We start from the raw sequence: 15,017 nt of genomic DNA, 5'->3' as shown, positions 1-15,017 counted from the left end.
GGGGGAGGGTCGGCGAGTCCTTGGGGTCCCGTTCTTCCACGAACACGAAGAGGCTTCGAGGTACAGCCATGTCCAAGACCGCTTATGTGCGCACCAAGCCGCACCTGAACATCGGCACGATGGGTCACGTCGACCACGGCAAGACCACCCTGACCGCCGCCATCACCAAGGTCCTGTCCGAGCGCGGCAGCGGCACCTTCGTGCCGTTCGACCGCATCGACCGGGCCCCGGAGGAGGCCGCGCGCGGGATCACCATCAACATCGCGCACGTCGAGTACGAGACCGACACCCGCCACTACGCCCACGTGGACATGCCGGGCCACGCCGACTACGTCAAGAACATGGTCACCGGGGCCGCGCAGCTCGACGGGGCGATCCTCGTCGTCTCCGCGCTCGACGGGATCATGCCGCAGACCGCCGAACACGTGCTGCTCGCGCGGCAGGTGGGCGTCGACCACGTGGTGGTCGCCCTCAACAAGGCGGACGCGGCCGACGAGGAACTGGTCGAGCTCGTCGAGCTGGAGGTCCGTGAGCTGCTGACCGCGCACGGCTACGGCGGCGACGCCGTGCCCGTCGTTCGGGTCTCGGGGCTGAGGGCCCTGGAGGGGGACCCGCGTTGGACGGCGTCGATCGAGGCGCTGCTCGACGCGGTGGACACCTATGTGCCCATCCCCGAGCGGTATCTGGACGCGCCGTTCCTGATGCCCGTCGAGAACGTGCTGACCATCACCGGCCGGGGGACCGTGGTGACCGGCGCGGTCGAGCGGGGCACCGTACGGGTGGGTGACCGGGTCGACGTGCTCGGGGCCGCCGTGGAGACGGTGGTGACCGGGGTCGAGACCTTCGGCAAGCCGATGGAGGAGGCGCAGGCCGGGGACAACGTGGCGTTGCTGTTGCGGGGCGTCCCCCGGGACGCGGTCCGGCGGGGCCATGTCGTGGCCGCGCCCGGCAGTGTGGTGCCGAGCCGTCGCTTCACCGCGCAGGTGTATGTGCTGTCGGCGCGGGAGGGCGGGCGTACGACGCCTGTCGCCACCGGGTATCGGCCGCAGTTCTACATCCGCACGGCGGATGTCGTGGGGGATGTCGACCTCGGCGAGGTGGCCGTTGCTCGGCCTGGGGATCGTGTCGTGATGACCGTTGAACTGGGGCGGGACGTGCCGCTTGAGCCAGGTCTCGGATTCGCCATCCGTGAGGGTGGCCGGACCGTCGGGGCGGGGACTGTTACTGCCCTTGTGTGAGGGGGGTTTCGGTTCGTGGGGGCTGCGGGGCTGTTGTGGCTGGTCGCGCCTGCGCGGCGGAGCCGCAGATCGATACAGCCCCGCGCCCCTATCGGGGCCCTCTCGCCGAGGCACAATGACCGGATGACCGAGTCCCTGCCCGTCGCCCGTGCCGTTGATCACGGGTTCGCCAAGCTGATGCCCGATGTCGATCGGGAGCGGGCCTGGTTGTTGACCGTGGACGGGGCTCCGCAGTCGTACGTCGATCTCGACGAGCCGACGCATCTGGAGTTCGAGTACGCGCAGCGGCTCGGGCATGTGCTGGATTCCATCGGGGAGGCGGGGCGGCCGCTGGACGTCGTCCATCTCGGTGGGGGTGCTCTGACGTTGCCGCGGTATCTGGCGGTCACCCGGCCGGGCTCCCGGCAGGACGTCGTCGAGGCCGACCGGGCTCTGCTGGAGCTGGTCGTCGAGCATCTGCCGCTTCCGGAGGGGGCGGGGATCGCGTTGCACGCGGCCGATGCGCGGGGATGGCTGGAAAGCGCCCCGGCGGCCTCGGCCGATGTGCTGCTCGCCGATGTCTTCGGAGGGTCGCGGGTTCCTGCCCATCTCACGTCCCTGGAGTACGCCCGTGAGGCGGCGCGCGTGCTCAGGAGCGGCGGGGTCTATCTCGCGAATCTCGCCGACGCCGCGCCCTTCGCGTTTCTGCGGTCCCAACTCGCCAATTTCGCCGAGGTCTTCGAGGAACTCGTGCTGATCGCCGAGCCGGCGGTACTGCGGGGGCGGCGGTTCGGGAACGCGGTGCTCGTCGCCGCGCAGCTGCCTCTCGACACGCCGGCCCTGGCCCGGCGCACCGCGGCCGACGCCTTTCCCGCGCGGGTCGAACACGGCGCCGGGCTGCGGAAGTTCATCGGGGCGGCGCGGCCGGTGCGGGACGAGGAGGCGGTGCCGTCACCCGAGCCCCCCGACGGGGCGTTCGGCATCGGCTGAATCGTTTGTGGCGACCTGGGTGACCTGCTTGGTCTTCCGGCGCAGGTTGCGGACGTCCGGTACGCACAGGACGGCCGCCGTGACCGCCGCGATCAGGCCCGCGCAGCCCCACAGGGCCGCGGTGCGTCCGAACGCCGACTCCGCCGGGCCCGCCAGCGCCGCCGCGAGTGGCATGAGGGCGACCGAGCCGAACCAGTCGTAGGCCGACACCCGGGAGAGCTTGTCCTCCGGTATCTCCTGGTGCAGGGCGGTCATCCAGGAGACGCCGAACACCTCGACGGTCGCGCCGGCCACGAACATCGCCGTGCACAGGAGGGGTACCGACACCGGTACGGCCAGTGCGGCGGACGGCAGCGTCATCGGGAACACGCAGAGGATGCCCACGAAGAGCAGCCGGTGCGGCTTCCAGCGGGTCATGAGGAGAGCGCCGACGACCGTGCCCGCGCCGAAGAAGCCGAGGGCCACACCCCAGGGGGCCGCCCCGCCCAGGTCGTCCTGGGCGACCAGCGGGCCGTAGACCGCGTCGGCGGCGCCCAGCACCGCGTTGGCCACGGAGAACTGGACGACGATGCCCCACAGCCAGGGCCGCCCCGCGACCTCCCGCCAGCCTTCGCGCAGATCGGCGAGCATGCCGGCACCCGGTTCGCGCGCCGGGATGTGACTGACGTCGAGGAAGGCGCGGAGCGAACCGGCGACCGCGAAGGCCGCCGCGTCCGCCGCGAGCACCCAGCCGGGGCCGACCGCGGCGACCAACGCACCGCCGAGCGCGGCACCGCCCAGCGCCGCGCCCTGCATCGCCATCCGGAACACCGCGAAGGCACGGCCGGCCTGTTCGCCGCTCACCGAGGACAGCAGCATGCCCTCGGCCGCCGGGCTGAAGAACGCGTGGCCTGTGCCGCCGAGCGCGGTCAGCAGCATCATCTGCCAGAGCCGGGGCTCGCCGGTCAGGACCAGAAGGGCGAACGCGCCCTGGGAGAGGCAGTTGAGGGTGTTGGCCGCGACCATCACCCGGTGCCGGGGCAGGCGGTCCGCCACCGCGCCGCCGATCAGCAGGAACACCACCAGCGGAAGGGTGCGCGCGGCGGCCACCAGGCCGACGTCGCCGCTGTCGCCACCCGCCTCCAGTACGGCGAACGCGGCGGCGATCAGGGCGCCGTTGCTGCCGAGGTTGGTCACGAACGCGGCGGCGGTCAGCAGGCCGTAGTTGCGGCTCGCCCAGGCGGGTCTGCGGGCGCGGCGGGAGGAGGCGGCGGAGGGGGTCACCGGCCGACTATCGCCGCCGGGGTGCTGCCTTGCCAAACCCTTTGCAGGACAGATTGGGATGCGGCCATGTCCGGAAGGAGACGCCGATCACTGGCGCCGGGCCTGGTCAGCGCGATTTACTCGTGGGTAACATCCCGGGCATGAGCGCAGACCAGATGTCCGTCGGCGAGATGCTCGCCGCCACCGTGCCCATGGTGCGGACCCTGAACCTCGAGTTCCTGGAGACCGGCCCGGAAAAGGTCGTGGTCGCCCTGCCCGACCAGGGCGAGTTCCACAACCACGTGGGCGGACCGCACGCCGGGGCGATGTTCACGCTCGCCGAGTCGGCCAGCGGGGCGGTCGTGCTGGCCGCGTTCGGTGACCAGCTCTCGCGCGCGGTACCGCTCGCAGTCAACGCTGAGATCGCCTACCGCAAGCTCGCGATGGGCCCGGTGACCGCCACGGCCACCCTGGGCCGCCCGGCCTCCGAGGTCGTCGCCCAACTCGACGCCGGGGAACGCCCCGAGTTTCCGGTCACCATCGAGATCCGCCGCGCGGACGGGGCGGTCACGGGCGAGATGACGGTGGTGTGGACACTGCGGCCGAACGGCTGAGCGCGGGGCCGGCCGGGCGTGGGGTGAGCGGTCCGGTTGTCAGGCCGCCGACCGCCTCCGCTCCACCCCCGCGCCGCTTTTCCACTCCGCCACGAACCCCTTGAGCCAGTCGATGAACTCCGGGCCCAGGTCGTCGCGGTCGCAGGCCAGGCGTACCACCGTGCGGAGGTAGTCCGCCTTGTCGCCGGTGTCGTAGCGGAGGCCGTTGAAGACGACGCCGTGGACCGTGCCGTCGGTCGCGAGGTTCTGGAGGGCGTCGGTGAGCTGGATCTCGCCGCCGCGACCCGGTGGGGTGCCGTCCAGGACGTCGAAGACCTCGGGGTCGAGGACGTAACGGCCGATGACCGCGTAGGCGCTCGGCGCGTTCTCGGGGGAGGGCTTCTCGATCAGGCCGGTCACGCGGACCAGGCCCTTCTCCTCCGTGGGCGTCACGGCCGCGCAGCCGTAGAGGTGGATCTGCTCGCGCGGTACCTCCATGAGGGCGACCACGCTCCCGGCGTACCGGTCGCGGACGTCGAGCATCGTGCTGAGCAGGGTCTCGCGCGGGTCGATCAGGTCGTCACCGAGGAGGACGGCGAAGGGCTGGTCGCCGACGTGGCGGCGGGCACAGAGCACCGCGTGGCCGAGGCCGAGCGGCTCACCCTGGCGGATGTGGTGGATGCCGGCCAGGCGCGCGGGATCGCGCACGGCGTCGAGGCGTACCGCGTCGCCCTTGGCCGCGAGGGCCTGCTCCAACTCGAAGGCGTTGTCGAAGTGGTCCTCGATGGCCCGTTTGTGGCGGCCGGTGACCATCAGGACGTCGTCGAGCCCGGCCGCTGCGGCTTCCTCGACGACGTACTGGATGGCCGGCTTGTCGACGACCGGGAGCATCTCCTTCGGCGTCGCCTTGGTCGCCGGCAGGAATCGGGTCCCGAGCCCGGCGGCCGGGACGACTGCCTTGCGGACCGTGCGGGTGGGGACGGTGGTGTCGGTCGTGTGGGGGACGATCATGCGAATCATGCTGCGTCACCCGGATGAGAGCCCACCGGGAGACGCCTGGGAGCCTGCTGTGGACCCGGCCGGAGTGGGAGATTTCGTGTGCCAAGCATCCGGCCGCGTACACAACTTGAGTCCCGCGTCCCGCTTAATTTTCGAATGCGGGTGCGGATACCGGCGGTAACATTTCTGAACTCGCCTCTTTTTGAACATGCGTCACTCCACCTTCTTGTTTGCTGTACATCAATTGTGCGAAGGTGAGCGCCCCCCGGGATGAACCGGGTCGCATCTGATGCGGCATAGGTATGCACCAATCAGGCGCCTGCTTTCCGAGGACGCGCATATCCCATGCCGTCCTGCGGCTTGGAAGGAATTGGTCCCGTGCAATCCGCTTACCCCCCACGACCCCCTTACCCCCCACGCCCAGGATCGAGTCCGGCGGAGTCCGACCGCAATCTTCTGGCCCGGCTGGGAGAGAACAGCGTGGACGGTCATGCCGTCGCGCTGTTGATGGCGCGTCACTGGCAGGCGACCTACGAATACTCGGTCATCTGTCTTGCCTCCTGGTCGGGTTCTGCCTCGATGGCGGCCGCGGCGGCATTTCACCGGGTGCTCGGCCGGGCGGGTGACGGCGCGCTGCGCCCCCAACTTCTCGTTGCGGTGAGGGAGTTCGTCAAGGAGTGGGCCGCGGACGACGAAATCTCCGCCGTACTGCCGGAACTTCGCAAGACGATCGGCGGCCGTGGTCTACGCGCGGCGAGGCCCGTCACTCCCGAAAGAAGACAACTCGCCGAGCGCGCATTCAGGGCCCTTCCCGGCGCCTCCCAATGCCTGCTGTGGCACAGTGAGGTCGAGGCCGAACCCATATCCGTACCGGCCGGTCTGCTGGGTGTGGACGCGTCCCGTGCGGCGGCCGCCCTCGATCAGGCACGCGAGCAATTCCGCACCGGCTGTGTCCGTGCTCACCGGGAACTCGCACCCACCAGTGAATGCCGCTTCTACAATCGACTGCTGGATGTCCCGATTCGTCGGGGCGGTGACCTTCTGCCCGATGTCCGTAAACATCTGACGGATTGCCGGTATTGTCGTCACGCCGCCGAACAGCTCAGCCATTTCGAGGGCGGTCTGGAGGTGCTGCTCGCCGAGACGGTGCTCGGCTGGGGCGCCCACCGCTATCTCGACTCCCGGCCCGCGCGGTCCGCCGAGCGTCCGGCCCCGCCCGCGCCCGGCGCGGCCCGCCCAAAACCCGGCGGCCGCCACCGCCCCGCTCCCGCCGGTCTCCTCACCCAGCCGCGCAAAAGCGCCCGTGCCGTTCTCGTCGGCGCCGGTCTGACCTCCCTGGCCCTGCTCGCCACGGTACTTGTGGCCAAGGGCTGGTCCGACGACGGCGGTGTTGCCACTCCCGACGCCACCTGGGGCGCGGTGAGCGGGAACACCGTACGGCCGAGTCCGACGACGGTCTCCCAGGACGCCGGCTCCCCGTCCACGGCCTCTATGGGCAACCCCGTGGAGGTCGGCCACGGCAGGCTCCGCAACGCCGACGCCGGCCTCTGCCTCGACACCCAGGACACACAAGACGCCCACCACGCACGGACCACGGCCGGTACGAAGGCCGTGCTGGCGGAGTGCTCCTCCGCCGGATCCCAGCAGTGGTCGTACCAGGAGGACGGACTGCTGCGCAGCGCGGCCGATCCCAGGCTCTGCCTCGACTCGGACACCGAGAAGCGGTCGGTCGTGATCGCCGACTGCCTGACCCACGCGGGAGAGGTCCGCTACGACCTCACCGTGCGCGGCGAACTGCTGCTGCGGCGCGGGAAGGGGCTCCTGGTCGCGCCCGGCAAGGGGGAGACCGTCGTCGTCACCGAGCGGAACGGCTCGCAGGGGCAGAGGTGGCTGCTGGAGTTCACCGACGAGAGCGCGCCGGCACAACAGGGCACGCAGTCGCCCGAGGACGCGGAGACGGGCCGGCCCTCCGGGGGACCGGACGAGGATCCGGTCGCACCCCACCTCGCCCCCGCCCCGCCCTCAGGTTCCGGCGAACACCCCGACAGCGGACCCGAACAGCGCCCCGGTCAGCCCTCGGACCAGCACGGAACACCGCCGCCGCAGTACGGGACACGGGTCGCCCAGGTCGACGACACCCACTCCGAGCCGACCACTCCGACCCCTCCGGCCAAGGGGGCCGCGGCGGTGGTGAGTGCGGTCGTGGACACCGCGACCTCGGTGACGGCGCCCCTCGCGTCGACGCTCGGCAACGCACTGCCGTAGACCAAGGGTGAGCTGTTGCTCCGGACGTCGGTTCTCGTGAACCGGTAGGCTGCCACGGCGTGCGTCGGTACTTGGCGCACGCCGGGAACGCGACTCAGGAGGAACCGGCGTTGCACGTCCAGGAATGGCTCGACACCGTGCCCCCGGCCGCCGTCTACGCCCTGGTGGGCCTGGTCATCGGCCTGGAGAGCCTGGGCATTCCGCTGCCCGGCGAGATCATCCTGGTCTCCGCCGCGCTGCTGTCCTCGCAGCACGCCGGGATCAATCCCGTGGTGCTCGGTGCGTGCGCCAGCGTCGGGGCGGTCGTCGGCGACTCCATCGGCTATGCGATCGGGCGCAAGGGCGGACGGCCGCTGCTCACCTGGCTCGGCAACAAGTTCCCGAGGCACTTCAGTGAGGGCCATGTCGCCACGGCGGAGCGGTCCTTCGAGAAGTGGGGCATGTGGGCGGTGTTCTTCGGCCGTTTCGTCGCGCTGCTGAGGATCTTCGCCGGACCGCTCGCCGGTGTGCTGCGGATGCCGTACTGGAAGTTCCTGATCGCCAACGTGCTGGGCGGGATCATCTGGGCGGGCGGGACGACCGCGGTCATCTACTACGTGGGGATCGTCGCCGAGTCGTGGCTGAAGCGGTTCTCGTGGCTCGGACTCGTGCTCGCCGTGCTGATCGGGCTCACTTCGATGCTCGTGCTCAAGCGCCGGGCGGCGAAGGCGACGGCCCAGATGCAGGCGGCCGAACCGGAGACCGTTCCGGCCGCCGACTGAGGCTCACGGCTTGTCGTGCACCTCACTGTGGGCCTGGGCCAGGTCCGCGTAGAGCGTTCCGTTCAGGGTGACTCCCTGGCGCTCCTCCTCCGTCAGCTCCCGCCGCACCTTCGCCGGCACGCCCGCCACCAGCGAACCCGGCGGTACTCGCATCCCCTGCGGTACCAGCGCCTGGGCAGCCACGAGGGAACCCGCCCCGATCACCGCGCCGTTCAGTACCGTCGCGCCCATGCCGATCAGGCAGTCGTCCTCGACCGTCGCTCCGTGGACCACGGCGTTGTGGCCCACCGAGACGCGCTCGCCGATCGTCACCGGGAAGCCGGGGTCGGCGTGCAGGGTGCAGTTGTCCTGGATGTTGCTCCGGGCGCCGACTGAGATGCGTTCTACGTCGCCGCGGGCCACCGCGCCGTACCAGAGGCTCGCCCCCGCCTGCAGCGTCACGTCACCGATCACCGACGCGGTGGGCGCCACGAAGGCCTCCCCGTCGATCTTCGGTTCCTTGCCGCCGATGCCCGTGATCAACGCCTCGTGCGCCATTTCGCCTCCTGGTTCGTGATATCCCGAACCGTACGCCACCCGGGTGGGGCGAAGATCACAAGCCCGCCGTCTCATCTGTGTGCCGTGCGCTCAGTACGGTGAGCTCGTGCCGAAGAGTAAGAACACGTTCTCATCCTGGCGGGGTCGTCTCGTCCAGCGTGCTGTTCACGCGGGCTGGGCCTGGGTGCAGCGCACGGGCTCCGTCACCGCCGAGCGCCCGGGGCGCTTCCGCTTCGGCGCGCTCGGTGTGCACACCCGGCTGGCCTTTCCGCTCGGCACGGTCTTCGGTGAACCGTGGATCCATGTCGGGTCCCACTGCATCGTCGGCGAACAGGTCACTCTGACCGCCGGCCTGATGCCCGACCTGGACCTCGGTCCGGAGCCGATCCTGCGCATCGGCGACGGGGTCGTGCTGGGGCGCGGCAGCCATGTCATCGCCGACACCACGGTCACCATCGGCAGCGACTGCTACTTCGGGCCGTACGTCTATGTCACGTCCACCAATCACTCGTACGACGATCCCCACGAGCCCATCGGCAAGCAGTGGCCGCGGATGGAGCCGGTGGCGATCGGGCCGGGGTGCTGGATCGGGACCGGGGCGGTGATCCTGCCCGGTGCGCGGATCGGGCGGAACGTCGTCGTGGCCGCCGGGGCCGTGGTGCGGGGTGTGGTGCCGGACCACGCGGTGGTGGCGGGGGCACCCGCCCGGGTCGTACGGCGCTGGACCGCCGAGGACGGCTGGCAGCCGCCGCTCAGGACACCGGCGCCGGTACCGATACCCGAGGGAGCCACGGCGGAACAGCTCAACGCGCTGGCCGGGCTGGACGAGGAGACGGCGGCGAAACTCGCTGAGTTGGACGAGGATGCGGCGGGGCGACTCGCCGGGCTGGACTGAGGGGCGGGGCGTCGCGGGGCTTGGCGGGCGGGCGGCTTGGGCTGAAGGTGTGCCGGGTTGGCCGATGGGTGTCGGCTGGGCCGATTGGCGGGGAGCTCGCTGAGTCGGGTGGCTGAGGGGTGCTGCTGCGTAGCGGGTCTTGTTGGCCGGGGCCGAACCTGCGTCGGGTCAGGCCGTCGCGAGGAGCAGGGTGTCGGCCGGGGGCAGGTCCCTACCCGCTGCTTGGGGGTGCGGGGGTGTTCGTGAGCCGTGCCGGGTGTGGGGTGTGACCACCGGTAGGCGGGACGAGTTCAGCCTGTCGCCAGGAGCAGGGTGCCGAGCAGGGCCAGGCCCGCGCCCGTTGCCTGGAGGGTGCGGAGGCGTTCGCTGAGGAAGCCGCGGGCGGCCAGGGCCGTGACCACCGGGTAGAGCGAGGCCAGGACGGCGGCCACCGTGACCGGGCCGTGCTGGGCGGCCACCGAGTACGTGCCGTTCGCCGCCACGTCCGCGAGGCCGATGAAGGCGAGCGCGGGGAGGGAAGACCAGGAGAAGCCGGTCGTCGGGAGCGCGGGCGTGCCCCGTTTCACCGAGACGTACAACGCCGCACCGCCCACCGCCACGTTGACCAGGCGCTGCACGAACAGGGCGAGGAACAGGCCGGTGACGGTCGCGGACGCCTCCGCGATCAGGGCGAACACCGTACCGAAGCCGAGGGCCGCGATCAGGGTGAGGACGATCGCCCGGCGTTGCACCGGGGCGCCGCGCAACTGGGGCCCGCCCGCCAGGATCACTCCGGTGACGGCCACCGCGATGCCCGCGGCCTGCGTGAGCCCGGGACGCTCGCCGAGGAAGAGACCCACGCCGACCGGGACCGCCACGCTCAGCGTGCCCAGCGGGGAGACGACACCCATCGGCCCCATCGCGAGCGCCTTGTAGAAGCAGATCAGGGCGACCGGTCCGGCCAGACCGGCGGCGAACGCGAACCACAGCCGGGGTCCCGCCTCGCTCCAGCCGCCGGTCGCCACCACGATCGCACCGAGCACGGCGGCGGCGATCGCCTGCGAGACCACCACCACCGTGAGCGCCGGGAGCCGTCGGGTCAGCACGCCGCCGCCGAAGTCGGCCAGGCCCCACAACAGGCTGGTGGCCAGGGCGAAGAATGCTGTCACGGGTCGCCTCGCAGTACAGTTCGGTGAACGATCGGGTACACCCCACCGTAGTTCATTCAGTTGCACTGTGTCATACAGAATATTGGACGTGAAGTGTCGGACCTCGACCTGCTGACCCAGTCCCTGGCGCGCAACGTCAAGCGCTGGCGGACCGAGCGCGGCTTCACCCTGGACGCGCTCGCCGCCCGAGCTGGGGTCAGCCGCGGCATGCTGATCCAGATCGAGCAGGCCCGGACCAACCCCAGCCTCGGCACGGTCGTGAAGATCGGCGACGCGCTCGGCATCAGCATCACCACGCTGCTCGACTACGAGCAGGGGCCGAAGGTGCGGATCGTCCCGCCGGAGCAGGTGGTGCGGCTGTGGAGCACGGACGCGGGCAGCTGGAGCCGGCTGCTCGCGGGCGCGGAGGCGCCCGGCCCGCTGGAGATGTGGGAGTGGCGGATGATGCCGGGCGAGAGCAGCCGGTCGGATCCGCACCCCGCCGGGACGGTGGAGATCCTGCATGTCACGGAGGGCGAGATGACCCTGACCGTCGACGGCGTCGAGCACCGGGTCCCCGCCGGGGCGAGCGTGACCTTCGAGGCCAACGCCGAGCATGTGTACGCCAATCAGGGCGAGGTTCCCGCGCAGTGGATGCTGGCCGTCTCGGTGCCGGCCGTGCCGTGAGCGGCTGTTAGCGTGCCGCCATGGACGCACCCATCGGACACTTCGACCACGCCACCCCCGCCCCCGCCGCCCTCGACGAGCTGACCCGCCCGGTCGCCGACGCCGTACGCCAATGGAGCGGCAGCGTCCCCGCCGAGCAGATCGTGTACGTCGAGACCGACCCGCAGTGGGCCGACACCGCGGTCTTCGTCGAGCACTACGGCCGGGAGCTCCTCGAGCGGTCGGCGAACTGTGTGGTCGTCGCGGGCAAGCGCGGTGGCGAGAGCACCCTCGCCGCGTGCGTGGTGCTCTCCACCACCCGGGTCGACGTCAACGGGGTCGTCCGCCGCCAACTCGGCGCCCGCAAGGCCTCGTTCGCCTCGATGGACACGGCTACGGGGGAGACCGGCATGGAGTACGGCGGCATCACCCCGATCGGACTCCCCGGCGACTGGCCGCTGCTGGTCGACTCGGCCGTGGTCGACCTCCCGTACGTCCTGGTCGGCAGCGGGCGGCGACGGGGGAAGCTGCTGGTACCGGGGAAGGCGTTCGCGGAACTGCCCGGCGCGGTGGTACTGGAGGGACTCGGCATCGCCTGACCAGGTCGAGCGTCCTGACCTCGGGCCGGGGGTGCTGGCCTGGGGCCGGTGGGGTTCTGATCTGGGGGTTGAGGGTCCTGGCCTCGGGGTCGGGGAGTCCTGGCATCGGGTGCCTGCGCGAGGTGTGCGCCGGGTGCCGCGGTGGAGTGCTCGGCGGCGGCCACGCTGGAGGGGTCCTGGCCTCGGGCCGGAGGGGTCGTGGCCAGGCCGGAGGATCTTGGGCTCGCGCCCGAGGGGCCTGGTCAGCGCCTGAGGGGCCTGATCTCGGGCTGGACACCTGATCTCGGACCGGGGGCCCCGACCTCGGGCCGGAGGATCCTGGCCCCAGGCCGGAATGCCCCTGCTCTCAGGCCGGCGCGTGGTGGGCCAGGGCGTGATGGGGGTCCGTCTCGCCCGGGACCGGGGCCGGGTCGGCGTGCACCAGGGCTGCCGTGAGGCGGGGCACCGCGTGCAACAGGGCATGTTCGGCCTCGACGGCGACCGCGTGCGACTGGCGCACCGTCATCTCCCCGTCCACCACGACCGCCACCTCGGCCCGCAGCCGGTGCCCGATCCAGCGCAGCCTCAACTCGCCCACCCCGCGCACCCCTTCGACCTCGCGCAGCGCGCTCTCGGCCCGGTCCACCAGCTCCGGGTCGACGGCGTCCAGCACGCGCCGGAACACCTCACGTGCCGCGTCCCGCAGCACCAGTGTGATCGCGGCCGTGATCGCCAGGCCCACGATCGGGTCGGCGAGTTGCCAGCCCAGGGCCGAGCCGCCGGCCCCGATGAGCACGGCCAGTGAGGTGAACCCGTCGGTGCGGGCGTGCAGTCCGTCCGCCACCAGTGCGGCCGATCCGATGTCCCGGCCCACCCGGATGCGGTAGCGGGCGACCCACTCGTTGCCCGCGAAGCCCACCAGCGCGGCCGCGGCGACCGCCGGGACGTGCGCCACGGGACGCGGATCGAGCAGCCGGTCGATCGCCGCCCACCCCGCGAAGGCCGCGCTCGCGGCGATCGTCAGCACGATCACGATGCCCGCGAGATCCTCGGCACGGCCGTAGCCGTACGTGAAGCGGCGGGTGGCCGCGCGCCGGCCCAGTACGAAGGCGATGCCCAGCGGTACGGCGGTCAGCGCGTCCGCCGCGTTGTGCACCGTGTCGCCGAGCAGCGCGACGGACCCGGACACGGCCACGACGACCGTCTGCATCAGGGCCGTGACACCCAGCACCGCCAGCGAGACCCACAGGGCGCGCATGCCACGGGCGGAGGACTCCAGGGCGGAGTCGAGTTTGTCGGCGGTCTCGTGGGAATGGGGGGTGAGGACGTGCGCCAGGCGATGGCGGAGGCCGTGGCGTCCGTGCTCGTGCGCATGCCCATGCCCATGCCCATGCGGATGGTCGTGACCGTGGTCATGACCGTGACCGTGCTCGTGGTGGCTCACGTCGTACCCCTTCCGGTGCGCGCGATGGTGGACGTACCGCGCCCACGGAGCCATTATGTGCGTATGAGCGCACGCATGCACCTATCAACTGCGCACGATGCGCACCCGCGCACCCCCGGCGAGGAACAGTTCGCCCTGGCCGCCGAGATCCTCGCCCTGCTCGGCGACCGCACCCGACTCACCCTTCTCCACGCCCTGGCCGGAGGAGAGGCCGACGTCACGACCCTCACGGAGGCGTGCGGGGCCGCCCGGCCGGCCGTCAGCCAGCACCTGGCGCGGCTCAGGCTGGCCGGGCTGGTGAACACGCGCAAGGAGGGGCGCCGGGTGATCTACGCACTGCGTGACGGGCACCTGCGCCGCCTCGTCGACGAGGCCCTGAACGTGGCCGACCACCGGCTCAGTGACCGGCCGGTGCATGACTGAGAGGTCAGTACGTGGCCGCCGTACCGAGATACTGCTCCGCGAAGGCCGCGGCGGCGGCAGGTGAGGTGAACAGGCGGCGGAGGCGGGCGAAGGTGGTGCCCGCGCGGTACTCGTCGCCCGAAGAAGTGCCGTGGTAGACCTCGGAGAGCCACTGCGAGAACTCCTGGTAGTCCCACACGCGCCGCAGACAGGCCTCCGAGTAGCCGTCCAGGCCGCTGCCGTCGCCCTTGCCGAGGTAGGCGACGAGCGCGTCACCGAGCAGGAAGGCGTCGTGCAGGGCGAGGTTCATGCCCTTCGCCGCTATGGGCGCGGTGAGATGGGCGGAGTCCCCGGCGAGGAAGAGCCTGCCGAACGTCATGGGCTCGACCACGTAGTTGTGCATGTCCAGGACGCGCTTCTCGATCAGCCGGCCCTCGGTGAGCGGCGGGGTGCCGTCCGCGCCCAACCGCTGCTGGAGTTCGGCCCAGACGCGGTCGTGGGACCAGTTCTCGGGGTCGTCGCCGGGCGGGCACTCCAGGTAGTAGCGGGTGACCTCGGGGCTGCGGGCCATGTGCCCGGCGAAGCCGCTCGGGTGGATGCCGAACAGGACGCAGTCGGAGGACGGCGGCGCCTCGGCGAGCAGCGCCAGCCAGCCGATGCCGTAGTCGTGCCGGGCGATGTTCGTGGTCGCGGGGAGGACGGTGCGGGTCACCCCGCGGGCCCCGTCGCAGCCCGCCACGAACTCGCAACTGACCAGCTGTCGTTCGCCTGTGCCGGCATCGGTGTACGACACCGACGGCCGGGGCGTCTCAAGGTCGTGCAACTGGATGTCCTGCACGCCGAAGCGGATCTCGCCGCCCCGTACGTCGGCGTACTCGCGCACCAGGTCCGTCACCAACAGCGGTTGCGGATACACGAAGTGGTGCTGTCCCGTCAGCTCTCCGTAGGCGAAGCGGAAGCGGTCGCCGGCGAAGCGGAACTCGCACTCGGTGTGCAACTGGGCGCGCTCCAGCAGGGTGTCGGCGAGGCCGCGCCGCTGGAGACCGCGTACGGCCCACTCCTCGATGACGCCCGCCCGGGGCCGCTGCTCGATGAACTCTCGGGTCTCCACCTCCAGCACGAGGCAGTCCACACCCTCGGCTCGCAGGATGTTGCCGATGGTGAGTCCGGCGGGTCCGGCGCCGACGATGACGACCGGAAAGCGTTGTGGGGAACCGGAGTTGGAGGGGGAGGCGGAGGTCACCGCAACATTATGTCGGTGCCCTGTGGAGGGCGGGAGTGGTGCCGGGGCGCCTCCACAC

At 71.3% G+C, this 15,017-nt stretch carries 15 protein-coding genes; 9 read left to right on the top strand and 6 right to left on the bottom strand.

Going from position 1 to position 15,017, the window contains the following annotated elements:
* Positions 1-68 precede the first annotated feature (68 nt).
* On the top strand, positions 69-1,238 hold the full coding sequence (gene tuf / locus RNB18_RS42230; RefSeq protein ID WP_311719419.1) for an elongation factor Tu: 1,170 nt from the start codon (positions 69-71) through the stop codon (positions 1,236-1,238).
* Between the two features lie 123 nt (positions 1,239-1,361).
* A complete protein-coding gene (locus RNB18_RS42225; RefSeq protein ID WP_311719418.1) occupies positions 1,362-2,207 on the top strand; it encodes a spermidine synthase in 846 nt (281 codons plus the stop codon).
* Here RNB18_RS42225 and RNB18_RS42220 read toward each other — a convergent pair.
* Positions 2,169-3,470: an MFS transporter gene (locus RNB18_RS42220; RefSeq protein ID WP_311719417.1), complete on the bottom strand. Its 1,302-nt coding sequence runs from the start codon at positions 3,468-3,470 to the stop codon at positions 2,169-2,171. The two genes, RNB18_RS42225 and RNB18_RS42220, sit on opposite strands and share 39 nt — an antisense overlap.
* A gap of 155 nt (positions 3,471-3,625) precedes the next feature.
* Here RNB18_RS42220 and RNB18_RS42215 point away from each other — a divergent pair, with 155 nt between their 5' ends.
* The gene (locus RNB18_RS42215; RefSeq protein WP_266524882.1) at positions 3,626-4,063 is read left to right on the top strand and encodes a DUF4442 domain-containing protein; all 438 of its coding nucleotides are present in this window, start codon (positions 3,626-3,628) and stop codon (positions 4,061-4,063) included.
* A gap of 39 nt (positions 4,064-4,102) precedes the next feature.
* On the opposite strand, the gene galU is transcribed toward RNB18_RS42215, so the two are convergent.
* On the bottom strand, positions 4,103-5,053 hold the full coding sequence (gene galU, locus RNB18_RS42210) for a UTP--glucose-1-phosphate uridylyltransferase GalU (RefSeq protein ID WP_311719416.1): 951 nt from the start codon (positions 5,051-5,053) through the stop codon (positions 4,103-4,105).
* 468 nt (positions 5,054-5,521) lie between these two features.
* Here galU and RNB18_RS42205 point away from each other — a divergent pair, with 468 nt between their 5' ends.
* Entirely contained in the window at positions 5,522-7,306 is a 1,785-nt protein-coding gene (locus tag RNB18_RS42205; protein WP_394817761.1) for an RICIN domain-containing protein, read from the top strand.
* A gap of 110 nt (positions 7,307-7,416) precedes the next feature.
* Positions 7,417-8,067 (top strand): DedA family protein, encoded by a 651-nt coding sequence (locus RNB18_RS42200; protein WP_059207663.1) that lies wholly within the window; start codon positions 7,417-7,419, stop codon positions 8,065-8,067.
* A gap of 3 nt (positions 8,068-8,070) precedes the next feature.
* On the opposite strand, the gene RNB18_RS42195 is transcribed toward RNB18_RS42200, so the two are convergent.
* Complete coding sequence (locus RNB18_RS42195) at positions 8,071-8,604, bottom strand: gamma carbonic anhydrase family protein (RefSeq protein ID WP_311719415.1); 534 nt, start codon at positions 8,602-8,604, stop codon at positions 8,071-8,073.
* Between the two features lie 106 nt (positions 8,605-8,710).
* Here RNB18_RS42195 and RNB18_RS42190 point away from each other — a divergent pair, with 106 nt between their 5' ends.
* Positions 8,711-9,499, top strand: a complete 789-nt coding sequence (locus tag RNB18_RS42190) for an acyltransferase (protein ID WP_311719413.1) — start codon at positions 8,711-8,713, stop codon at positions 9,497-9,499.
* A gap of 290 nt (positions 9,500-9,789) precedes the next feature.
* Here the strand turns inward: RNB18_RS42190 and RNB18_RS42185 are convergent, their stop codons facing one another.
* A complete protein-coding gene (locus RNB18_RS42185; protein WP_311719412.1) occupies positions 9,790-10,647 on the bottom strand; it encodes an EamA family transporter in 858 nt (285 codons plus the stop codon).
* 93 nt (positions 10,648-10,740) lie between these two features.
* Between RNB18_RS42185 and RNB18_RS42180 the strand changes: the two genes are divergently transcribed.
* Positions 10,741-11,313, top strand: a complete 573-nt coding sequence (locus tag RNB18_RS42180) for a helix-turn-helix domain-containing protein (protein ID WP_266524729.1) — start codon at positions 10,741-10,743, stop codon at positions 11,311-11,313.
* Between the two features lie 20 nt (positions 11,314-11,333).
* Positions 11,334-11,891, top strand: coding sequence for a YbaK/EbsC family protein (locus tag RNB18_RS42175; RefSeq protein ID WP_311719411.1), 558 nt, complete (start codon positions 11,334-11,336; stop codon positions 11,889-11,891).
* Between the two features lie 346 nt (positions 11,892-12,237).
* Here RNB18_RS42175 and RNB18_RS42170 read toward each other — a convergent pair whose 3' ends face one another.
* Positions 12,238-13,368 carry a cation diffusion facilitator family transporter gene (locus RNB18_RS42170; protein ID WP_311719410.1) on the bottom strand — a complete coding sequence of 377 codons (1,131 nt, stop codon included), beginning with the start codon at positions 13,366-13,368 and terminating at the stop codon, positions 12,238-12,240.
* A gap of 9 nt (positions 13,369-13,377) precedes the next feature.
* On the opposite strand from RNB18_RS42170, the gene RNB18_RS42165 reads away from it, so the two are divergent.
* Positions 13,378-13,737, top strand: coding sequence for an ArsR/SmtB family transcription factor (locus RNB18_RS42165; protein ID WP_311719409.1), 360 nt, complete (start codon positions 13,378-13,380; stop codon positions 13,735-13,737).
* 4 nt (positions 13,738-13,741) lie between these two features.
* Here RNB18_RS42165 and RNB18_RS42160 read toward each other — a convergent pair whose 3' ends face one another.
* Positions 13,742-14,959 (bottom strand): 4-hydroxybenzoate 3-monooxygenase, encoded by a 1,218-nt coding sequence (locus RNB18_RS42160; protein WP_311719408.1) that lies wholly within the window; start codon positions 14,957-14,959, stop codon positions 13,742-13,744.
* Positions 14,960-15,017 lie beyond the last annotated feature (58 nt).

The organism is Streptomyces doebereineriae, from assembly GCF_031845645.1.
In the GTDB taxonomy this organism is placed as follows: domain Bacteria; phylum Actinomycetota; class Actinomycetes; order Streptomycetales; family Streptomycetaceae; genus Streptomyces; species Streptomyces canus.
This window is presented reverse-complemented; position numbering and strand designations above follow the sequence as displayed.